The organism is Streptomyces sp. NPDC005374, from assembly GCF_042872225.1.
GTDB lineage: Bacteria > Actinomycetota > Actinomycetes > Streptomycetales > Streptomycetaceae > Streptomyces.
In genome coordinates, this window is record NZ_JBIAKA010000001.1 from 974,509 (window position 1) to 991,275 (window position 16,767).

The window sequence follows — 16,767 nt, forward strand, 5'->3', positions numbered from 1 at the left end:
TTACAGCTTCATCAGGCTGGCGTCGTCGACCGAGGCCGAGTGGCGGGAACGGAACAGCGACACGATGATCGCGAGCCCGACCACGACCTCCGCGGCGGCGACGACCATCGTGAAGAAGGCGATGATCTGGCCGTCGAGGTTGCCGTGCATCCGGGAGAAGGCGACGAACGCGAGGTTGCAGGCGTTGAGCATGAGCTCGATGCACATGAACACGACGATCGCGTTGCGCCTGATCAGTACGCCGGTGGCGCCGATCGTGAACAGCAGGGCGGCGAGATAGAGGTAGTTGACGGGGTTCACTTCGACGCCTCCCTCTTGAAGGTGGCCGGTTCGATCCGGGTCCGCTCCAGGCGGTCCTCCGCACGCTGCTCCAGCGCCTTGAGGTCGTTCAGCGCCTCGGTGGACACGTCACGGATCTGGCCGCGGTCGCGCAGCGTCTTGCTGACGGTGAGCTCGGAGGGGGTTCCGTCGGGCAGCAGGCCCGCGATGTCGACCGCGTTGTGCCGGGCGTACACGCCCGGGGCGGGCAGCGGCGGGAGGTGCTTGCCCTCGCGCACCCGCTCCTCGGCGAGTTCACGCTGCGTCTTGGCGCGCTCGGTGCGCTCGCGGTGCGTGAGCACCATGGCGCCGACGGCGGCCGTGATCAGCAGGGCGCCGGTGATCTCGAAGGCGAAGACGTATTTGGTGAAGATGAGGGTCGCGAGTCCCTCCACGTTGCCGCCGGCGTTCGCCTGGGTGAGGCCGTTGAAGTGGCTGAGGGAGGCGTTGCCGATGCCCGCGAACAGCAGGATGCCGAAGCCGAGCCCGCAGAGGAGGGCGAGCCAGCGCTGACCCCTGATGGTCTCCTGCAGGGAGTCCGCCGCGGTCACGCCGACGAGCATCACCACGAACAGGAACAGCATCATGATCGCGCCGGTGTAGACGACGATCTGGACGACGCCGAGGAAGTAGGCGCCGTTGGCGAGGTAGAACACCGCCAGGATGATCATGGTGCCGGCGAGACAGAGCGCGCTGTGCACGGCCTTCTTCATGAACACCGTGCACAGGGCGCCGATCACGGCGACGGTGCCGAGTACCCAGAACTGGAAGGCCTCGCCGGTGGAGGTGCCGGCGGACAGGGTGGCGGTGGCGGCGAGCTCCAGGGGTGCGCTCATCGCCCGATCACCTTCTCCGACGCCGGTTCGTCCTCACCGAAGGTGGAGGCGGCCTCCTGTACGACCTCGCCCTTGGAGACGGCGACCTGGGGCACGGTGCCCGGCGCGGCCTCCGTCACCAGACCCCGGTAGTAGTCCTGCTCGTCCGTGCCGGGGTAGATGGCGTGCGGCGAGTCGACCATGCCGTCCTCGAGCCCGGCGAGCAGCTGTTCCTTGGTGAAGATGAGGTTGGCGCGGCTGCTGTCGGCCAGCTCGAACTCGTTGGTCATCGTCAGCGCGCGCGTGGGGCACGCCTCGATGCACAGGCCGCACAGGATGCAGCGGGCGTAGTTGATCTGGTAGACGCGGCCGTACCGCTCGCCCGGCGAGTAGCGCTCCTCGTCGGTGTTGTCGGCGCCCTCCACGTAGATGGCGTCGGCGGGGCAGGCCCAGGCGCACAGCTCGCAGCCGACGCACTTCTCCAGGCCGTCCGGATGGCGGTTGAGCTGGTGCCGTCCGTGGAACCGCGGAGCGGTGGTCTTCTCCTGCTCCGGGTACTGCTCGGTCAGCCGCTTCTTGAACATGGCCTTGAAGGTCACGCCGAAGCCGGCGACGGGGTTCATGAAGCCGGGCTTCAACTGCTCGGTCTCCTTGGGCTCCTCAGCCATCGGACGCCTCCTTTCCATCCGTAGAACCCGAAGATGCGTCACTCCGAGTATCCGGTCCGCCACTGACAATCAACTCCCGCTCCTGACGCGAGCGGCGCCGTGGCACCGGCGACAACTCCTGTCCGGGCAGTGGCGGTACGGGGAATCCGCCGGCCATCGGATCGAATCCGACCGGTTCTCCGGCGGGCTGCGCGGCCGCCTTCGACTTCTCCCGGAACATGTCGACGACGAACGAGAGCAGCAGCAGGACCAGGACACCGCCGCCGATGTAGAGGGCGATGTCGGCGAAGTCGTAGTTCTCGTTCTTGAGGGTCCGCACGGTCGCGACGAGCATCAGCCACACCACGGAGACCGGGATGAGGACCTTCCAGCCGAGCTTCATCAGCTGGTCGTAGCGGACGCGGGGCAGTGTGCCGCGCAGCCAGATGAAGAAGAACAGCAGCAACTGCACCTTGATCACGAACCAGAGGAGCGGCCACCAGCCGTGGTTGGCGCCCTCCCAGAAGGTGCTGATCGGCCAGGGGGCGCGCCAGCCGCCGAGGAAGAGCGTGGTCGTCACGGCCGAGACCGTCACCATGTTCACGTACTCGGCGAGCATGAACAGCGCGAACTTGATCGACGAGTACTCGGTGTTGAAGCCGCCGACCAGGTCGCCCTCGGACTCCGGCATGTCGAAGGGGGCGCGGTTGGTCTCACCGACCATGGTGATGACGTAGATGATGAAGGAGACCGGGAGCAGGACGATGTACCAGCGGTCCTGCTGCGCCTCGACGATCGCCGAGGTCGACATCGACCCGGAGTAGAGGAACACCGAGGCGAACGCGGCACCCATGGCGATCTCGTACGAGATCATCTGCGCGCAGGAGCGCAGGCCCCCGAGGAGCGGATACGTGGATCCGGAACTCCAGCCCGCGAGGACGATGCCGTAGATGCCGACCGAGGCGACCGCGAGGATGTAGAGCATCGCGATCGGGAGGTCGGTGAGCTGCATCGCGGTGCGGTGGCCGAAGATCGAGACCTCGTTGCCGGACGGGCCGAAGGGGATCACCGCGATCGCCATGAAGGCCGGGATGGCCGCGATGATCGGCGCGAGGACGTAGACGACCTTGTCCGCGCGCTTGACGACGACGTCTTCCTTCAGCATCAGCTTGATGCCGTCGGCGAGTGACTGGAGCATGCCCCAGGGGCCGTGCCGGTTGGGGCCGACGCGCAACTGCATCCAGGCGACGACCTTGCGCTCCCAGACGATGGAGAACAGCACGGTCACCATCAGGAACGCGAAGCAGAAGACCGCCTTGACGACGACGAGCCACCAGGGGTCGTTGCCGAACATCGAGAGGTCTTCCGCAGCGAGGTACGGGCTCATGCCTCCACCTCCTTGGGGGCTTCGGCGGCAGGCGTGGCCGGGCCGATGCGGACGAGGGAGCCCGGCAGTACTCCGGCGTCGGAGGCGACGCCCCCGCCGGTGGAGTTCAGCGGGAGCCAGACCACGCGGTCGGGCATCTCGGTGATCTGAAGCGGCAGTTCGGTGACTCCGGAGGGGCCGGTCACGGCGAGCAGGTCGCCCTCCTTGACGCCCACCTCGGCGGCCGTCGCGGCGGACACGCGTGCGCGTGCCGCGTGCCGTGTCCCGGCGAGCGCCTCGTCGCCCTGCTGGAGCAGACCCTGGTCGAGCAGCAGCCGGTGCCCCGCAAGTACGGCCTCTCCGGCCGCCGGGCGCGGCAACTGGGCCCCGGTCGCCAGGGATTCCGTGCCACGCGGCCCGTCCCAGGGGCCGAGCCGGTCGATCTCCGCGCGCGTGGTGCGCAGATCCGGCAGGCCCAGGTGTACGTCCATGGCGTCGGCCAGCATCTGGAGGACGCGCGCGTCGGTGGGCGCGAGGCGGCGGGTCATCTGCTCGGGCTTGAGCGCGGCCTCGAAGAACCGCACCCGGCCTTCCCAGTTGAGGAAGGTGCCGGCCTTCTCGGCGACCGCGGCCACCGGCAGGACGACGTCCGCGTGCTCGGTGACCTCGCCGGGCCGCAGTTCCAGCGACACCACGAACCCGACCTCCCGCAGCGCCGCACGCGCGCGTGCCGGATCGGGCAGGTCGGCGATCTCGACCCCCGCGACCAGCAGCGCCTGGAGCTCTCCGGAGGCCGCCGCCTCGATGATCTGGCCGGTGTCCCGGCCGTAGCGGTGCGGGAGTTCGGCCACACCCCACACGGAGGCGACCTCCTCACGCGCGCGCGGGTCGGTGGCCGGGCGCCCGCCCGGCAGCAGCGAGGGCAGCGCGCCCGCCTCGACGGCACCGCGCTCTCCGGCCCGCCGCGGGATCCACACCAGCTGCGCGCCGGTCGCGGAGGCGGCCCGCACGGCGGCGGTCAGCCCGCCCTCCACCGCGGCCAGCCGCTCACCTACGACGATCACCGCGCCCGCGGCGCGCAGTGCCTCGGCGGCCCTGCTGCCGTCGCCCTCCAGACCGACTCCGCCGGCGAGCGCGTCCAGCCACTCGGTCTCGGTGCCGGGAGCGGCGGGCAGCAGCGTGCCGCCGGCCTTCTCCAGGCCGCGTGTCGCGTGGGTGGCGAGCGAGAAGACCTTCTGGCCGTGCTTGCGCCAGGCCTTGCGCAGCCTCAGGAAGACGCCGGGCGCCTCCTCCTCGGCCTCGAACCCGACCAGCAGGACTGCGGGCGCCTTCTCCAGGGCGGAGTAGGTGACGCCCCTGCCGTCGAGGTCACGGCCGCGGCCCGCGACCCGCGCGGCCAGGAAGTCGCTCTCCTCGCTGCTGTGCACGCGCGCGCGGAAGTCGATGTCGTTGGTGTCGAGCGCCACGCGCGTGAACTTGCTGTACGCGTAGGCGTCCTCGATGGTGAGGCGGCCGCCGGTGAGGACGCCGGCCCGGCTGCGTGAGGCGAGCAGCCCCTGGGCCGCGATCTGGAGCGCCTCCGGCCAGGAGGCGGGGACCAGTTCGCCCTCGGGGTTGCGCACCAGGGGCGTCTGGAGCCGGTCACGCTGCTGCGCGTACCGGAAGCCGAACCTTCCCTTGTCGCAGATCCACTCCTCGTTGACCTCGGGGTCGTTGGCCGCGAGCTTGCGCATGACCTTGCCGCGCCGGTGGTCGGTACGGGTGGCGCAGCCGCCGGAGCAGTGCTCGCACACGCTCGGGGAGGACACCAGGTCGAAGGGGCGGGAGCGGAACCGGTACGCCGCCGAGGTGAGCGCGCCGACCGGGCAGATCTGGATGGTGTTGCCGGAGAAGTACGACTCGAAGGGGTCGCCCTCACCGGTGCCGACCTGCTGGAGGGCGCCCCGCTCGACCAGTTCGATCATCGGGTCGCCCGCGACCTGGTTGGAGAAGCGGGTGCAGCGGGCGCACAGCACGCACCGCTCGCGGTCGAGCAGCACCTGGGTGGAGATCGGCACGGGCTTCTCGTACGTCCGCTTCTTGCCCTCGAAGCGGGACTCGGCCTGGCCGTGGGACATCGCCTGGTTCTGCAGGGGGCACTCGCCGCCCTTGTCGCAGACCGGGCAGTCCAGCGGGTGGTTGATGAGGAGGAGCTCCATCACCCCGTGCTGGGCCTTCTCGGCGACCGGCGAGGTGAGGTGCGTCTTCACCACCATGCCGTCGGTGCAGGTGATGGTGCAGGACGCCATCGGCTTGCGCTGGCCCTCGACGTCGACGATGCACTGGCGGCAGGCGCCGGCCGGGTCGAGGAGGGGGTGGTCGCAGAACCGGGGGATCTCGATGCCGAGCTGTTCGGCGGCCCGGATGACCAGGGTGCCCTTGGGCACGCTGATCTCGGCGCCGTCGATCGTCAGCGAGACGAGATCCTCCGGCGGGACCGCCGCCTCTCCCCCTCCCGAGGGAGTGCTGGTGGTCACGGTCATGCGTTCACCTCCGTGCGATCGGCCCAGGCCGTCGATTTGGCCGGGTCGAAGGGGCAGCCGCGGCCCGTGATGTGCTGCTCGTACTCCTCGCGGAAGTACTTGAGCGAGGAGAAGATCGGCGAGGCGGCGCCGTCGCCGAGTGCGCAGAAGGACTTGCCGTTGATGTTGTCGGCGATGTCGTTCAGCTTGTCGAGGTCGGACATGACGCCCTTGCCGGCCTCGATGTCGCGCAGCAACTGCACGAGCCAGTACGTCCCTTCACGGCAGGGGGTGCACTTGCCGCAGGACTCGTGGGCGTAGAACTCGGTCCAGCGGGTCACGGCGCGCACGACGCAGGTCGTCTCGTCGAAGCACTGCAGGGCCTTGGTGCCGAGCATGGAACCGGCGGCGCCGACTCCCTCGTAGTCGAGGGGGACGTCGAGGTGCTCGTCGGTGAACATCGGGGTGGAGGAGCCGCCCGGCGTCCAGAACTTGAGCCGGTGCCCGGGCCGCATGCCGCCGCTCATCTCCAGCAGTTGGCGGAGGGTGATGCCGAGCGGGGCCTCGAACTGGCCGGGGCTGGCGACGTGGCCGCTGAGCGAGTAGAGCGTGAAGCCGGGGGACTTCTCACTGCCCATCGACCGGAACCATTCTTTGCCCCGGGTCAGAATCGCGGGAACCGACGCGATCGACTCCACGTTGTTCACAACAGTCGGGCAGGCGTAGAGGCCCGCGACCGCAGGAAAGGGGGGACGGAGCCGCGGTTGACCACGGCGGCCTTCGAGCGAGTCGAGCAGTGCGGTCTCCTCACCGCAGATGTACGCGCCGGCGCCCGCGTGCACGGTGATGTCGAGATCGAGGCCGCTGCCCAGGATGTTCTGTCCGAGGTAGCCGGCCGCATAGGCCTCGCTCACGGCCGAGTGCAACCGCCGCAGTACTGGGACGACTTCACCACGCAGATAGATGAAGGCATGCGAAGACCTGATGGCGTAACACGCGATGATCATGCCCTCGATGAGGCTGTGCGGGTTCGCGAAGAGGAGCGGGATGTCCTTGCAGGTTCCCGGTTCCGACTCGTCGGCGTTGACAACTAGATAGTGCGGTTTTCCATCTCCCTGGGGAATGAACTGCCATTTCATTCCGGTGGGGAATCCCGCACCGCCGCGGCCGCGCAGACCGGAGTCCTTGACGTACGCGATCAGGTCGTCCGGCGACATGGCGAGCGCCTTGCGGAGCCCCTCGTAGCCCTCGTGCCTCTTGTAGACGTCCAGCGTCCAGGACTTGTCCTCGTCCCAGAAGGCCGACAGCACGGGTGCGAGCAGCTTCTCGGGGCTGGTGTCCTTCAGTTCGGGTGCCAAGGTCATCACTCCCCCTCCTCGGCGGCGGGCCCGGCCGGGTGGGCCGGGTCGGAGGCCGACGTGTCCTGTGGCGCGTCGTGCGAGCTCAGGTGCTCCGACGGGGACGGCTCGTGCACATCCCTGTTCTGCGGTGCGCCGTCGCGCGGATGGACCACGCGCGCGGGTGCGGTCTCTCCCCTGGCCAGGCGGAGGCCCACCAGCGAGGCGGGTCCCGCTCCGCCGCTCGCCTCGACGGCCCCGGGCCGCTCGTCGGGGAAGCCGGCGAGGATCCGCGCGGTCTCCTTGAAGGTGCACATCGGCGCCCCGCGCGTGGGCTCGACGTCGCGGCCCGCGCGCAGGTCGTCGACGAGGCGCTTGGCACTGGCCGGGGTCTGGTTGTCGAAGAACTCCCAGTTGACCATCACGACCGGCGCGAAGTCGCAGGCCGCGTTGCACTCGATGTGCTCCAGGGTGACCTTGCCGTCGTCGGTGGTCTCGCCGTTGCCGACGCCCAGGTGCTCCTGGAGGGACTCGAAGATCGCGTCCCCGCCCATCACCGCGCAGAGGGTGTTCGTGCAGACACCCACCTGGTAGTCGCCCGAGGGCCTGCGCCGGTACATGGTGTAGAAGGTGGCCACCGCGGTGACCTCGGCCGTGGTCAGGCCCAGGACGTCGGCGCAGAACCGCATCCCGGTGCGCGTGACGTGGCCCTCCTCCGACTGCACGAGATGCAGCAACGGCAGCAGGGCCGAGCGGGAGTCCGGGTAGCGGGCGATGATCTCGCGCGCGTCCGTCTCCAGCCGGGCCCGTACGTCGTCCGGGTAAGCGGGTGCGGGCAGTTCGGGCATGCCCAGGCTGACGCCCCGCTCGGAAGAACTCGTGGTCACCGGTCGACGCCTCCCATCACGGGGTCGATGGACGCGACGGCGACGATGACGTCGGCGACCTGGCCGCCCTCGCACATCGCCGCCATGGCCTGAAGGTTGGTGAAGGACGGGTCGCGGAAGTGGACCCGGAAGGGGCGGGTGCCGCCGTCGGACACGGCGTGCACCCCGAGTTCGCCCTTGGGCGACTCGACGGCCGCGTAGGCCTGTCCCGGCGGGACGCGGAAGCCCTCGGTGACCAGCTTGAAGTGGTGGATCAGGGCCTCCATGGAGGTGCCCATGATCTTCTTGATGTGGTCGAGGGAGTTGCCGAGCCCGTCGGGTCCCAGGGCGAGCTGGGCGGGCCAGGCGATCTTCTTGTCGGTGACCATGACCGGGCCGGGCTGGAGCCGGTCCAGGCACTGCTCGACGATCCTGAGCGACTGGCGCATCTCCTCCAGGCGGATCAGGAAGCGGCCGTAGGAGTCGCAGGTGTCGGCGGTCGGGACGTCGAAGTCGTACGTCTCGTAGCCGCTGTAGGGCTGCGTCTTGCGCAGGTCGTGCGGCAGACCGGTGGAGCGCAGGATCGGGCCGGTGGCGCCGAGGGCCATGCAGCCGGCCAGGTCGAGGTAACCGACGTTCTGCATACGGGCCTTGAAGATGGGGTTCCCGGTGGCGAGCTTGTCGTACTCCGGGAGGTTCTTCTTCATCTTCTTCACGAACTCGCGGATGTGGTCCACCGCGCCGGGCGGCAGGTCCTGCGCGAGTCCGCCGGGGCGGATGTACGCGTGGTTCATCCTGAGGCCCGTGATGAGCTCGTAGATGTCGAGAATCATTTCACGATCACGGAATCCGTAGATCATGATCGTGGTGGCGCCGAGTTCCATGCCGCCGGTGGCGATGCACACCAGGTGCGAGGAGAGCCGGTTCAGCTCCATCAGGAGCACCCGGATGATCTCGGCCCGGTCGGGGATCTGGTCCGTGATGCCGAGGAGCTTCTCGACGGCGAGACAGTAGGCGGTCTCGTTGAAGAAGGACGTCAGGTAGTCCATGCGCGTCACGAACGTGGTGCCCTGCGTCCACGTGCGGAACTCGAGGTTCTTCTCGATGCCGGTGTGCAGGTAGCCGATGCCGCAGCGGGCCTCGGTGACCGTCTCGCCGTCGATCTCCAGGATCAGGCGGAGCACTCCGTGCGTGGAGGGGTGCTGCGGGCCCATGTTGAGGACGATGCGCTCGTCGTCGGCCCGGGCCGCGGCCTGGACGATCTCGTCCCAGTCGCCGCCGGTGACCGTGTAGACGGTGCCCTCTGTGGTCTCCCGAGGGGAGGCATGCGAAGTGCTCACGAGTACGACCTCCGCTGGTCCGGAGCCGGGATCTGGGCGCCCTTGTACTCGACGGGGATGCCGCCGAGGGGGTAGTCCTTGCGCTGCGGGTGGCCCTGCCAGTCGTCCGGCATCATGATCCGCGTCAGGGCCGGGTGATCGTCGAAGACGATCCCGAAGAAGTCGTAGGTCTCGCGCTCGTGCCAGTCGTTGGTCGGATAGACGGAGACCAGGGACGGGATGTGCGGGTCGGCGTCGGGGGCGCTGACCTCCAGGCGGATCAGCCGGTTGTGGGTGATCGAGCGCAGGTGGTAGACGGCGTGCAGCTCGCGGCCCTTGTCGTGGAGGTAGTGGACTCCACTGACGCCGGTGCACAGTTCGAAGCGCAGGGCCGGGTCGTCGCGCAGGGTGCGGGCGACGCGGAGCAGGTGCTCGCGCTCGATGTGGAAGGTGATCTCGCCGCGGTCGACGACCGTCTTCTCGATCGCGTTGTCGGGCAGGAGACCCTGTTCCTCCAGGGCGCCTTCGAGTTCGTCGGCGACCTCGTCGAACCAGCCGCCATAGGGGCGGGCGGCCGCTCCCGGGAGCCTGATCGAGCGGACCAGGCCGCCGTAGCCGGAGGTGTCGCCGCCGTTGTCGGCGCCGAACATGCCGCGCTGGACGCGGATCTCCTCGCCGCCGTCGCCGCGCTGGCCGGGGAGGTTGGAGGCGCCGAGGTCCTTCTCGGGATTGACCCCGTTGGACCCGGCGCCCGTGGTGCCGTTGGCGTCGCTCACCGCAGCAGCCCCTTCATCTCGATCGTGGGCAGGGCCTTGAGCGCCGCTTCCTCCGCCTCCCGGGCCGCTTCCTCGGCGTTCACGCCGAGCTTGGAGGTCTGGATCTTCTGGTGGAGCTTGAGAATGGCGTCGATCAGCATCTCGGGCCGTGGCGGACAGCCGGGCAGGTAGATGTCGACCGGCACGATGTGGTCGACGCCCTGCACGATCGCGTAGTTGTTGAACATGCCGCCCGAGGAGGCGCAGACCCCCATGGAGATGACCCACTTGGGGTTCGGCATCTGGTCGTAGACCTGCCGCAGCACCGGCGCCATCTTCTGGCTGACCCGGCCGGCGACGATCATGAGGTCCGCCTGGCGGGGTGAGCCGCGGAAGACCTCCATGCCGAAGCGGGCCAGGTCGTAGCGTCCGGCGCCCGTGGTCATCATCTCGATGGCACAGCAGGCGAGGCCGAAGGTGGCCGGGAAGACGGACGCCTTGCGCACCCAGCCCGCGGCCTGCTCGACGGTGGTCAGCAGGAATCCGCTCGGCAGCTTTTCTTCGAGTCCCATGAGTTAAAGGCCCCTCAGTCCCATTCCAGGCCGCCCCGCCGCCATACGTACGCGTAGGCGACGAAGACGGTGAGCACGAAGAGCAGCATCTCCACGAGCCCGAAAACACCCAGGGCGTCGAAGGTGACGGCCCAGGGGTAGAGGAAGACGATCTCGATGTCGAAGACGATGAAGAGCATCGCCGTCAGGTAGTACTTGATGGGGAAGCGTCCGCCGCCGGCCGGCGTGGGGGTCGGCTCGATCCCGCACTCGTAGGCCTCGAGCTTGGCCCGGTTGTAGCGCTTCGGACCGATCAGCGTGGCCATGACCACGGAGAAGATCGCAAAGCCTGCCCCGAGCGCTCCCAGTACGAGGATGGGCGCATAGGCGTTCACCGCTCCTCGCTCCTCTCAGTCGGCACTGACTGCTGGCGATGGCATCGGACTCACACCCCACTCACACGTCCTTCTGACCTCCGTCCGTCCTGACGAAGATCGCGAACATGTGAAGCAGGTCACAAGCCCAACTGACCCGCATCTTATGCCTGCCGGTCTGTGATCTGCGACACGGGGTATTGCACAAGCTTTGTGATCTCCACCACCCGCCGAAGGATCATGAAGCCGGAACTGCGGTGATCTTCACACGAGAAGCGTCCAACTGATCACCGGAGGTGACATTTCCGCCAGTCGACGCAGGTGGAGAGAGGCGTCTCTATATCAAGAGACTTCCCCTGCATGCAAATTGGTGCTGGACGCAAGCGCTTGGTAGTGCGCCGCGTTCACGCGTCAGAGGGAGGCGCGAGGACGGATGTGGACGCGTGCACACATTCACGAGCGTCGGCGGCGCGGGACGCAGCCGCCGCCGTAACCGTTGCGTGACCTCCGCCACATGCACGAGAGCTCCCCAAGAAGGGGGCTTGGCCATCCGGCTCAACCGGTGGTAGGTGCGGGGCAATTCGGGCGTAACAGCGAAAGACCATGATCACAGGCTTGATCACTCACGTCCGCAATGTCCGTTACGGCGTCAATAAAGAGCGGCCCAGCAGAGATTGGGACTGCCCATTGAACAATTGTGGCGCAGCACACGTTTCTTGAAGGTATGGAGGAGCCCCTGATACCGGTTGTTCTCATGTCCCACACCGCTCACATACGCAGCCACCGGAAACCCCGCCGCAGCGCGACGACTTCGATCGCCGTACGCGCCGGTGTCGCCGGTGGCGTACTCAGCATGGCAGCGGCGGGCGCGTCGGCTTCGGCGTTCGCCGCCGAGTCGACGACGCAGACCCTCGAACTGCCCGCCCTGTCGGCCGACCTGGGCAGCCAGGTCGCCGAATCCGCCGACGCGATGCAGCAGGCAGCCGCCAACTACCAGCTGCAGGCCGAGCGTGACACGGCCGCCGCGAATGCCGCGAAGCAGGCCAAGGCGGACCTCGCTCAGGCCAAGAAGAAGGCGGAGGCCAAGAAGAAGGCGGAGGCGGCACGCAAGGCCGCCGCCGAGGAAGCCGCCTCGCGCAGCTCCGCGCGGACCACCCTGTCCGCCTCGGCGAGCACGGGCGTCTCCACGAGCTCGTCCACGGCCACCGGTTCGGCCGCGGCCGTCATCGCCTTCGTGAAGGCGCAGGTCGGTGACGCCTACGTCTCCGGCGGTACGGGCCCCAACTCGTGGGACTGTTCCGGGCTCGTCCAGGCCGCGTTCGCGCAGATCGGGGTCGACCTGCCCCGCGTCTCGCAGGACCAGTCGACCGCCGGCACCCAGGTCTCGCTGAGCAACCTGCAGCCGGGCGACATCCTGTACTGGGGCGGCGCGGGCAGCGCGTACCACGTGGCGGTGTACGTCGGCGACGGCATGTTCGTCGGTGCGCAGAACCCCTCGACCGGCGTGGCCGAGAAGCCGCTGTCCTACGACCCGCCGACCGGCGCGGTGCGGGTGCTCTGACACCGGTACTACAGCTTGGTAAGGGCCGCAGCCGCTCGGGGGCAGCGGCCCTTCCGGCACATATCGGGCCGAAACCCACCCGGGGTCGGCCGTGTTGAGCGGTACCGGCCCGCATCGCGCCGGAATCGCTGTGCGCGCTGTGGAGCGGCTGTGAAGCGACGCGTGGGGTGGATGAGGCGGTAGGCCGCGGTCGCGCCGGGCGGGGCCGTCCAGGCCCGTCGTCGCCGGGTCCATGAGCCGGCCGGGGCGATTCCCCGCCCCGCAGAGGCCTCCCGCCGTACGGAATGCCGGACTTGCCCCCATCGGGAACGGCCGCGGAGAAGCCGCACCGGGCGCGCCTGTCGCTGTGGTCGTGCGGGAAGTCCCCCACGCCTGTGCGAACTGCGCCTGTACGACGCTCCGCCGACCCGCCGACCCGCCGACCCGCGCCCGTCGGAGCCGTCCGCGGGCATGGCCGGTCCGCTCCCGGGGCTGTTGGATGTGTGAGGTGCCCGGCGCTCTGCTCCCCGCGCCCACGGCATCCCCACGTTCCCCGGCAGTCAGGAGAAGTCACCATGCCCAGTGTGTTCGTCCAGGGCCGACCCACCGACTCATACCCGCCGCTCGCTCCCGAGGCCCGGCGCGGGCGGGTCCGGCGCATCACCGAGGTCGGTGAGGAGATCCTGCACAAGCCGTGCCGGGACGTGACCGAGTTCGGGCCCGATCTCGCCGCGCTGATCGACGACATGTTCCTGACGATGTACATCGCGGAAGGGGCGGGCCTCGCGGCCAACCAAGTCGACGTCGGACTGCGCCTGTTCGTCTACGACTGCCCGGACGACGAGGGAGTCCGGCATGTCGGTCATGTCGTGAACCCGGTGCTGGAGCAGCTCGACCCGGCCGGGCGCAGGCTGCTCGAGGACAGCGAGGGGTGCCTGTCGGTGCCGGGCGCCGTGATGGACGTACCGCGTCCGGACCGAGCCGTGGTGCGTGGGGTCGACAAGGACGGCGAACCGCTGGTGATCGAGGGGACCGGGTATTTCGCGCGCTGCCTGGCGCACGAGACCGACCATGTGAACGGGCACGTGTATCTGGACCGGCTGTCCAAGCGCGAGCGCAAGGAGGCGCTGCGGCAGGCGGCGGACCGGCGGGACGAGGTGTTCGCCCGCCGGGCGGCCAACATCACGGCGCTGAACGACGGTCAGGACGACGGCGTCAGCGCCTGAGGGAACGGACCAACGCCCACGCCGACACCGCGATGAGGATGACGAAGACGGGTAACGCGACCCCTGCGTCCATCCCTCCAAGATGCCCCCGCGCAGGGGCTCCCGTCACGCCTTCGGCGCCACCTTGCTCAGCCCGTTGATGATCCGGTCCATCGCGTCGCCGCCCGTGGGGTCGGTGAGGTTGGCGAGCATCTTCAGGGTGAACTTCATGAGCAGCGGGTGGGTCAGGCCGCGCTGGGCCGCGATCTTCATGACCTTCGGGTTGCCGATGAGCTTCACGAAGGCGCGGCCGAGCGTGTAGTAGCCGCCGTAGGTGTCCTTGAGCACGCGCGGGTAGCGCTGGAGGGCCATCTCGCGTCCTGCGGGAGTGGACCGCGCGTGGGCCTGGACGATGACGTCGGCGGCGATCTGGCCGGACTCCATGGCGTAGGCGATGCCCTCGCCGTTGAAGGGGTTCACCAGGCCGCCGGCGTCGCCGACGAGCAACAGCCCCTTCGTGTAGTGGGGCTGGCGGTTGAAGGCCATGGGAAGGGCGGCACCGCGGATCGGGCCGGTCATGTTCTCGGGGGTGTAGCCCCAGTCCTCCGGCATGGACGCGCACCAGGCCTTCAGCACCTCGCGCCAGTCGAGCTCCTTGAAGGAGTCGGACGTGTTCAGCACGCCGAGGCCGACGTTGGACGTGCCGTCGCCCATGCCGAAGATCCAGCCGTAGCCGGGCAGGAGGCGGTCCTCGCCCGGACCACGCCGGTCCCACAGCTCCAGCCAGGACTCCAGGTAGTCGTCCTCGTGGCGGGGGCTCTCGAAGTACGTCCGTACGGCCACGCCCATCGGGCGGTCCTCGCGCCGGTGCAGGCCCATCGCGAGGGAGAGCCGGGTGGAGTTGCCGTCGGCGGCGACCACCAGGGGCGCGGTGAAGGTGACCTCGCGCTTGTCCTCGCCCAGTTTCGCGTGGACGCCCGTGATGCGGCCGGTGCGGTCGTCGATGATCGGGGCGCCGACGTTGCAGCGCTCGAACAGCCGGGCCCCCGCCTTCTGGGCCTGGCGGGCGAGCTGCTCGTCGAAGTCGTCGCGCTTGCGGACGAGGCCGTAGTCGGGGAAGGAGGCGAGATCCGGCCAGTCGAGCTGGAGGCGCACACCTCCGCCGATGATGCGCAGGCCCTTGTTCCGGAGCCAGCCGGCCTCTTCCGAGATGTCGATGCCCATGGCCACGAGCTGTTTGGTGGCGCGCGGGGTGAGGCCGTCGCCGCAGACCTTCTCGCGCGGGAACTCGGTCTTCTCCAGCAGGAGTACGTCGAGGCCGGCCTTGGCGAGGTAGTAGGCGGTGGTGGAGCCGGCCGGCCCCGCGCCGACGACGATGACATCGGCGGTGTTCTCGGACAGGGGCTCGGTCACGACGGGATCTCCCCAAGCTCGGAATCAAGTTCGGAATCAAGACCGGAATCAAGTCCGGAATCCGCGTGCCGACCGGCACTGGACACAGGCAGTCTATTCAGCAGAATTGATCACCCGGCTGAAGGGCTGCCCCAGTGAACCGAGCCCTGCCCGTGGTACGGCTGCGTGTGCCCACCGACGAGGACGCGGTCGCCTGGCACCGGCTCTTCGACGACCCGGACGTCATGGAGTTCCACGGCGGCAGGTCCGCGGAGCTGTCCGTCCACCAGGAGCTCACCGCACGACAGCGCCGGCACGACGCCGACGCCGGTGCCCAGCCGTGGCCGCGGGACCGGGGGCCCACGGGCGAGATCGAGATCGGCTGGCGGCTCGGGCGGGAGTACTGGGGCAAGGGGTACGCCACCGCGGCCGCGCAGATGACGCCGGAACGGGTGAGGGCGGCCGGGGTGCCGGACGTGGTGGCGATGGTCCGCGCCGGCAACACGCGGTCGATCTCGGTGACCGAACGGCCGGGGATGCGGCTCGCGGAGGTGTTCACACCGGGCGGCGCGCGGGACGGCCACTGTTACCGGCTCGATCCCCGAGGAAGTCACGCACGGTAGCCAACTGTTACAGAAGCACACCCGGCGCTTCCGGCTGGTGCGGAGCCGGAGTTACCCTGCCAGTACCGCTGGGGGTGACATCTGTGCGCATAACACCCAAGAAGCCCGAAGTGCGCGTACCTCGTCTGGTCGGTCTGATGGCCGTGGACGCGCGCGAGACGGCCCAGGCGCAGGGTCTGTTCGTCAACGCGCCGGATCGCAAGGACTTCCACCTGGCCGTCGTCGACTATGTCGTACGCCAGTACCCGCAGGCCGGTGCGGAGGTGCCGCGGGACTCGGTGGTGTACCTCTGGTTCGACCACGGTCCGGGCGAGGGCGGCGGAGGTATCCGCGAGCCCCGCGTTCCGAGGCCCCCGAGCGGCGGCTTCCAGCGCGAACTGGACGAGCCGGGCGACCCGTACGCCGTCCGCTGCACCACGGGCTTCGGCTGACGACGTAAGAAGGGGCCGCTCAGCTCTCCTTGACGCCCCGGTGCAGCGCCACGATCCCGCCCGTGAGGTTCCGCCACGCCACCTTCGACCAGCCCGCCTTCTGGAGGCGCTCCGCGAGGGCCGGCTGGTTCGGCCAGGCGCGGATGGACTCGGCGAGGTAGACATACGCGTCGGGGTTGGAGGACACGCTCCGGGCGACCGGCGGCAGGGCGCGCATCAGGTACTCGGTGTAGACGGTCCGGAAGGGCGCCCAGGTCGGGTGCGAGAACTCGCAGATCACGACCCGGCCGCCGGGCTTGGTCACCCGGTACATCTCGCGGAGCGCGGCGTCGGTGTCCTGGACGTTGCGCAGCCCGAAGGAGATCGTGACCGCGTCGAAGGTGTCGTCCTTGAAGGGCAGCCTCGTCGCGTCGCCCGCGGTGAACGGCAGCCAGGTGTGCTTCCGCTTGCCGACCTGGAGCATGCCGAGGGAGAAGTCGCAGGGCACGACGTAGGCGCCGGTGCGGGCGAAGGGCAGCGACGAGGTGGCCGTGCCCGCCGCCAGGTCCAGGATCTTCTGGGCGGGGCGGGCGTCGACGGCCCGGGCGACCTCCTTGCGCCACACCCGGTCCTGGCCGAGCGAGAGCACGTCGTTCGTCAGGTCGTACCGTTCCGCCACGTCGTCGAACATCGAGGCGACTTCGTGCGGCTGCTTGTTCAGGGAGGCGCGGGTCACGGGCCCATTCTT

At 69.1% G+C, this 16,767-nt stretch carries 17 protein-coding genes; 4 read left to right on the forward strand and 13 right to left on the reverse strand.

Annotation, left to right across the window (positions count from 1 at the left end; translation table 11 throughout):
* From nuoK to ACFYRX_RS04600, 11 genes are read right to left on the reverse strand one after another with little or no spacing between them, the layout of a single operon-like run.
* Complete coding sequence (gene nuoK, locus ACFYRX_RS04550; protein WP_003974374.1) at positions 1-300, reverse strand: NADH-quinone oxidoreductase subunit NuoK; 300 nt, start codon at positions 298-300, stop codon at positions 1-3.
* Positions 297-1,154 (reverse strand): NADH-quinone oxidoreductase subunit J, encoded by an 858-nt coding sequence (locus ACFYRX_RS04555; protein WP_389096532.1) that lies wholly within the window; start codon positions 1,152-1,154, stop codon positions 297-299. Before ACFYRX_RS04555 ends, nuoK begins: the two co-directional genes overlap by 4 nt.
* Positions 1,151-1,801, reverse strand: a complete 651-nt coding sequence (gene nuoI, locus ACFYRX_RS04560) for an NADH-quinone oxidoreductase subunit NuoI (protein ID WP_389096534.1) — start codon at positions 1,799-1,801, stop codon at positions 1,151-1,153. Before nuoI ends, ACFYRX_RS04555 begins: the two co-directional genes overlap by 4 nt.
* The gene (gene nuoH, locus ACFYRX_RS04565) at positions 1,794-3,167 is read right to left on the reverse strand and encodes an NADH-quinone oxidoreductase subunit NuoH (RefSeq protein WP_389096535.1); all 1,374 of its coding nucleotides are present in this window, start codon (positions 3,165-3,167) and stop codon (positions 1,794-1,796) included. Before nuoH ends, nuoI begins: the two co-directional genes overlap by 8 nt.
* Entirely contained in the window at positions 3,164-5,668 is a 2,505-nt protein-coding gene (locus ACFYRX_RS04570; RefSeq protein WP_389096537.1) for an NADH-quinone oxidoreductase subunit G, read from the reverse strand. Before ACFYRX_RS04570 ends, nuoH begins: the two co-directional genes overlap by 4 nt.
* On the reverse strand, positions 5,665-7,011 hold the full coding sequence (nuoF, locus tag ACFYRX_RS04575; RefSeq protein ID WP_389096539.1) for an NADH-quinone oxidoreductase subunit NuoF: 1,347 nt from the start codon (positions 7,009-7,011) through the stop codon (positions 5,665-5,667). Before nuoF ends, ACFYRX_RS04570 begins: the two co-directional genes overlap by 4 nt.
* The gene (gene nuoE / locus ACFYRX_RS04580) at positions 7,011-7,871 is read right to left on the reverse strand and encodes an NADH-quinone oxidoreductase subunit NuoE (protein ID WP_389096541.1); all 861 of its coding nucleotides are present in this window, start codon (positions 7,869-7,871) and stop codon (positions 7,011-7,013) included. Before nuoE ends, nuoF begins: the two co-directional genes overlap by 1 nt.
* The gene (locus ACFYRX_RS04585; RefSeq protein WP_389096543.1) at positions 7,868-9,190 is read right to left on the reverse strand and encodes an NADH-quinone oxidoreductase subunit D; all 1,323 of its coding nucleotides are present in this window, start codon (positions 9,188-9,190) and stop codon (positions 7,868-7,870) included. The genes nuoE and ACFYRX_RS04585 overlap by 4 nt, the downstream gene beginning before the upstream one ends.
* A complete protein-coding gene (locus tag ACFYRX_RS04590; protein ID WP_389096545.1) occupies positions 9,187-9,945 on the reverse strand; it encodes an NADH-quinone oxidoreductase subunit C in 759 nt (252 codons plus the stop codon). Before ACFYRX_RS04590 ends, ACFYRX_RS04585 begins: the two co-directional genes overlap by 4 nt.
* Complete coding sequence (locus tag ACFYRX_RS04595; RefSeq protein ID WP_053743379.1) at positions 9,942-10,496, reverse strand: NADH-quinone oxidoreductase subunit B family protein; 555 nt, start codon at positions 10,494-10,496, stop codon at positions 9,942-9,944. The genes ACFYRX_RS04590 and ACFYRX_RS04595 overlap by 4 nt, the downstream gene beginning before the upstream one ends.
* Before the next feature lie 14 nt (positions 10,497-10,510).
* Positions 10,511-10,870, reverse strand: a complete 360-nt coding sequence (locus ACFYRX_RS04600; protein ID WP_007383963.1) for an NADH-quinone oxidoreductase subunit A — start codon at positions 10,868-10,870, stop codon at positions 10,511-10,513.
* A 733-nt stretch (positions 10,871-11,603) separates the two neighbouring features.
* Here ACFYRX_RS04600 and ACFYRX_RS04605 point away from each other — a divergent pair.
* On the forward strand, positions 11,604-12,410 hold the full coding sequence (locus tag ACFYRX_RS04605) for a C40 family peptidase (protein ID WP_389096547.1): 807 nt from the start codon (positions 11,604-11,606) through the stop codon (positions 12,408-12,410).
* Positions 12,411-12,964: 554 nt separating this feature from the next.
* Entirely contained in the window at positions 12,965-13,615 is a 651-nt protein-coding gene (def, locus tag ACFYRX_RS04610) for a peptide deformylase (protein WP_389096549.1), read from the forward strand.
* Between the two features lie 105 nt (positions 13,616-13,720).
* Here the strand turns inward: def and ACFYRX_RS04615 are convergent, their stop codons facing one another.
* A complete protein-coding gene (locus ACFYRX_RS04615; RefSeq protein ID WP_389096551.1) occupies positions 13,721-15,007 on the reverse strand; it encodes a geranylgeranyl reductase family protein in 1,287 nt (428 codons plus the stop codon).
* A gap of 134 nt (positions 15,008-15,141) precedes the next feature.
* On the opposite strand from ACFYRX_RS04615, the gene ACFYRX_RS04620 reads away from it, so the two are divergent.
* Both ACFYRX_RS04620 and ACFYRX_RS04625 read left to right on the forward strand, forming a co-directional pair.
* The gene (locus ACFYRX_RS04620) at positions 15,142-15,609 is read left to right on the forward strand and encodes a GNAT family N-acetyltransferase (RefSeq protein ID WP_389096553.1); all 468 of its coding nucleotides are present in this window, start codon (positions 15,142-15,144) and stop codon (positions 15,607-15,609) included.
* Positions 15,610-15,719: 110 nt separating this feature from the next.
* Positions 15,720-16,040: a PASTA domain-containing protein gene (locus ACFYRX_RS04625; protein ID WP_389096555.1), complete on the forward strand. Its 321-nt coding sequence runs from the start codon at positions 15,720-15,722 to the stop codon at positions 16,038-16,040.
* A gap of 19 nt (positions 16,041-16,059) precedes the next feature.
* Here the strand turns inward: ACFYRX_RS04625 and ACFYRX_RS04630 are convergent, their stop codons facing one another.
* Positions 16,060-16,755: a demethylmenaquinone methyltransferase gene (locus tag ACFYRX_RS04630; RefSeq protein ID WP_389096557.1), complete on the reverse strand. Its 696-nt coding sequence runs from the start codon at positions 16,753-16,755 to the stop codon at positions 16,060-16,062.
* Between the last annotated feature and the right edge of the window lie 12 nt (positions 16,756-16,767).

Excerpts from the sequence above, each read along its gene's own strand:
- def (WP_389096549.1), top strand. The coding sequence starts at position 12,965 with ATGCCCAGTGTGTTCGTCCAGGGCCGACCCACCGACTCATACCCGCCG.
- ACFYRX_RS04555 (WP_389096532.1), bottom strand. The coding sequence starts at position 1,154 with ATGAGCGCACCCCTGGAGCTCGCCGCCACCGCCACCCTGTCCGCCGGC.
- ACFYRX_RS04605 (WP_389096547.1), top strand. The coding sequence starts at position 11,604 with ATGTCCCACACCGCTCACATACGCAGCCACCGGAAACCCCGCCGCAGC.
- nuoH (WP_389096535.1), bottom strand. The coding sequence starts at position 3,167 with ATGAGCCCGTACCTCGCTGCGGAAGACCTCTCGATGTTCGGCAACGAC.
- nuoI (WP_389096534.1), bottom strand. The coding sequence starts at position 1,801 with ATGGCTGAGGAGCCCAAGGAGACCGAGCAGTTGAAGCCCGGCTTCATG.
- nuoF (WP_389096539.1), bottom strand. The coding sequence starts at position 7,011 with ATGACCTTGGCACCCGAACTGAAGGACACCAGCCCCGAGAAGCTGCTC.
- ACFYRX_RS04595 (WP_053743379.1), bottom strand. The coding sequence starts at position 10,496 with ATGGGACTCGAAGAAAAGCTGCCGAGCGGATTCCTGCTGACCACCGTC.
- ACFYRX_RS04570 (WP_389096537.1), bottom strand. The coding sequence starts at position 5,668 with ATGACCGTGACCACCAGCACTCCCTCGGGAGGGGGAGAGGCGGCGGTC.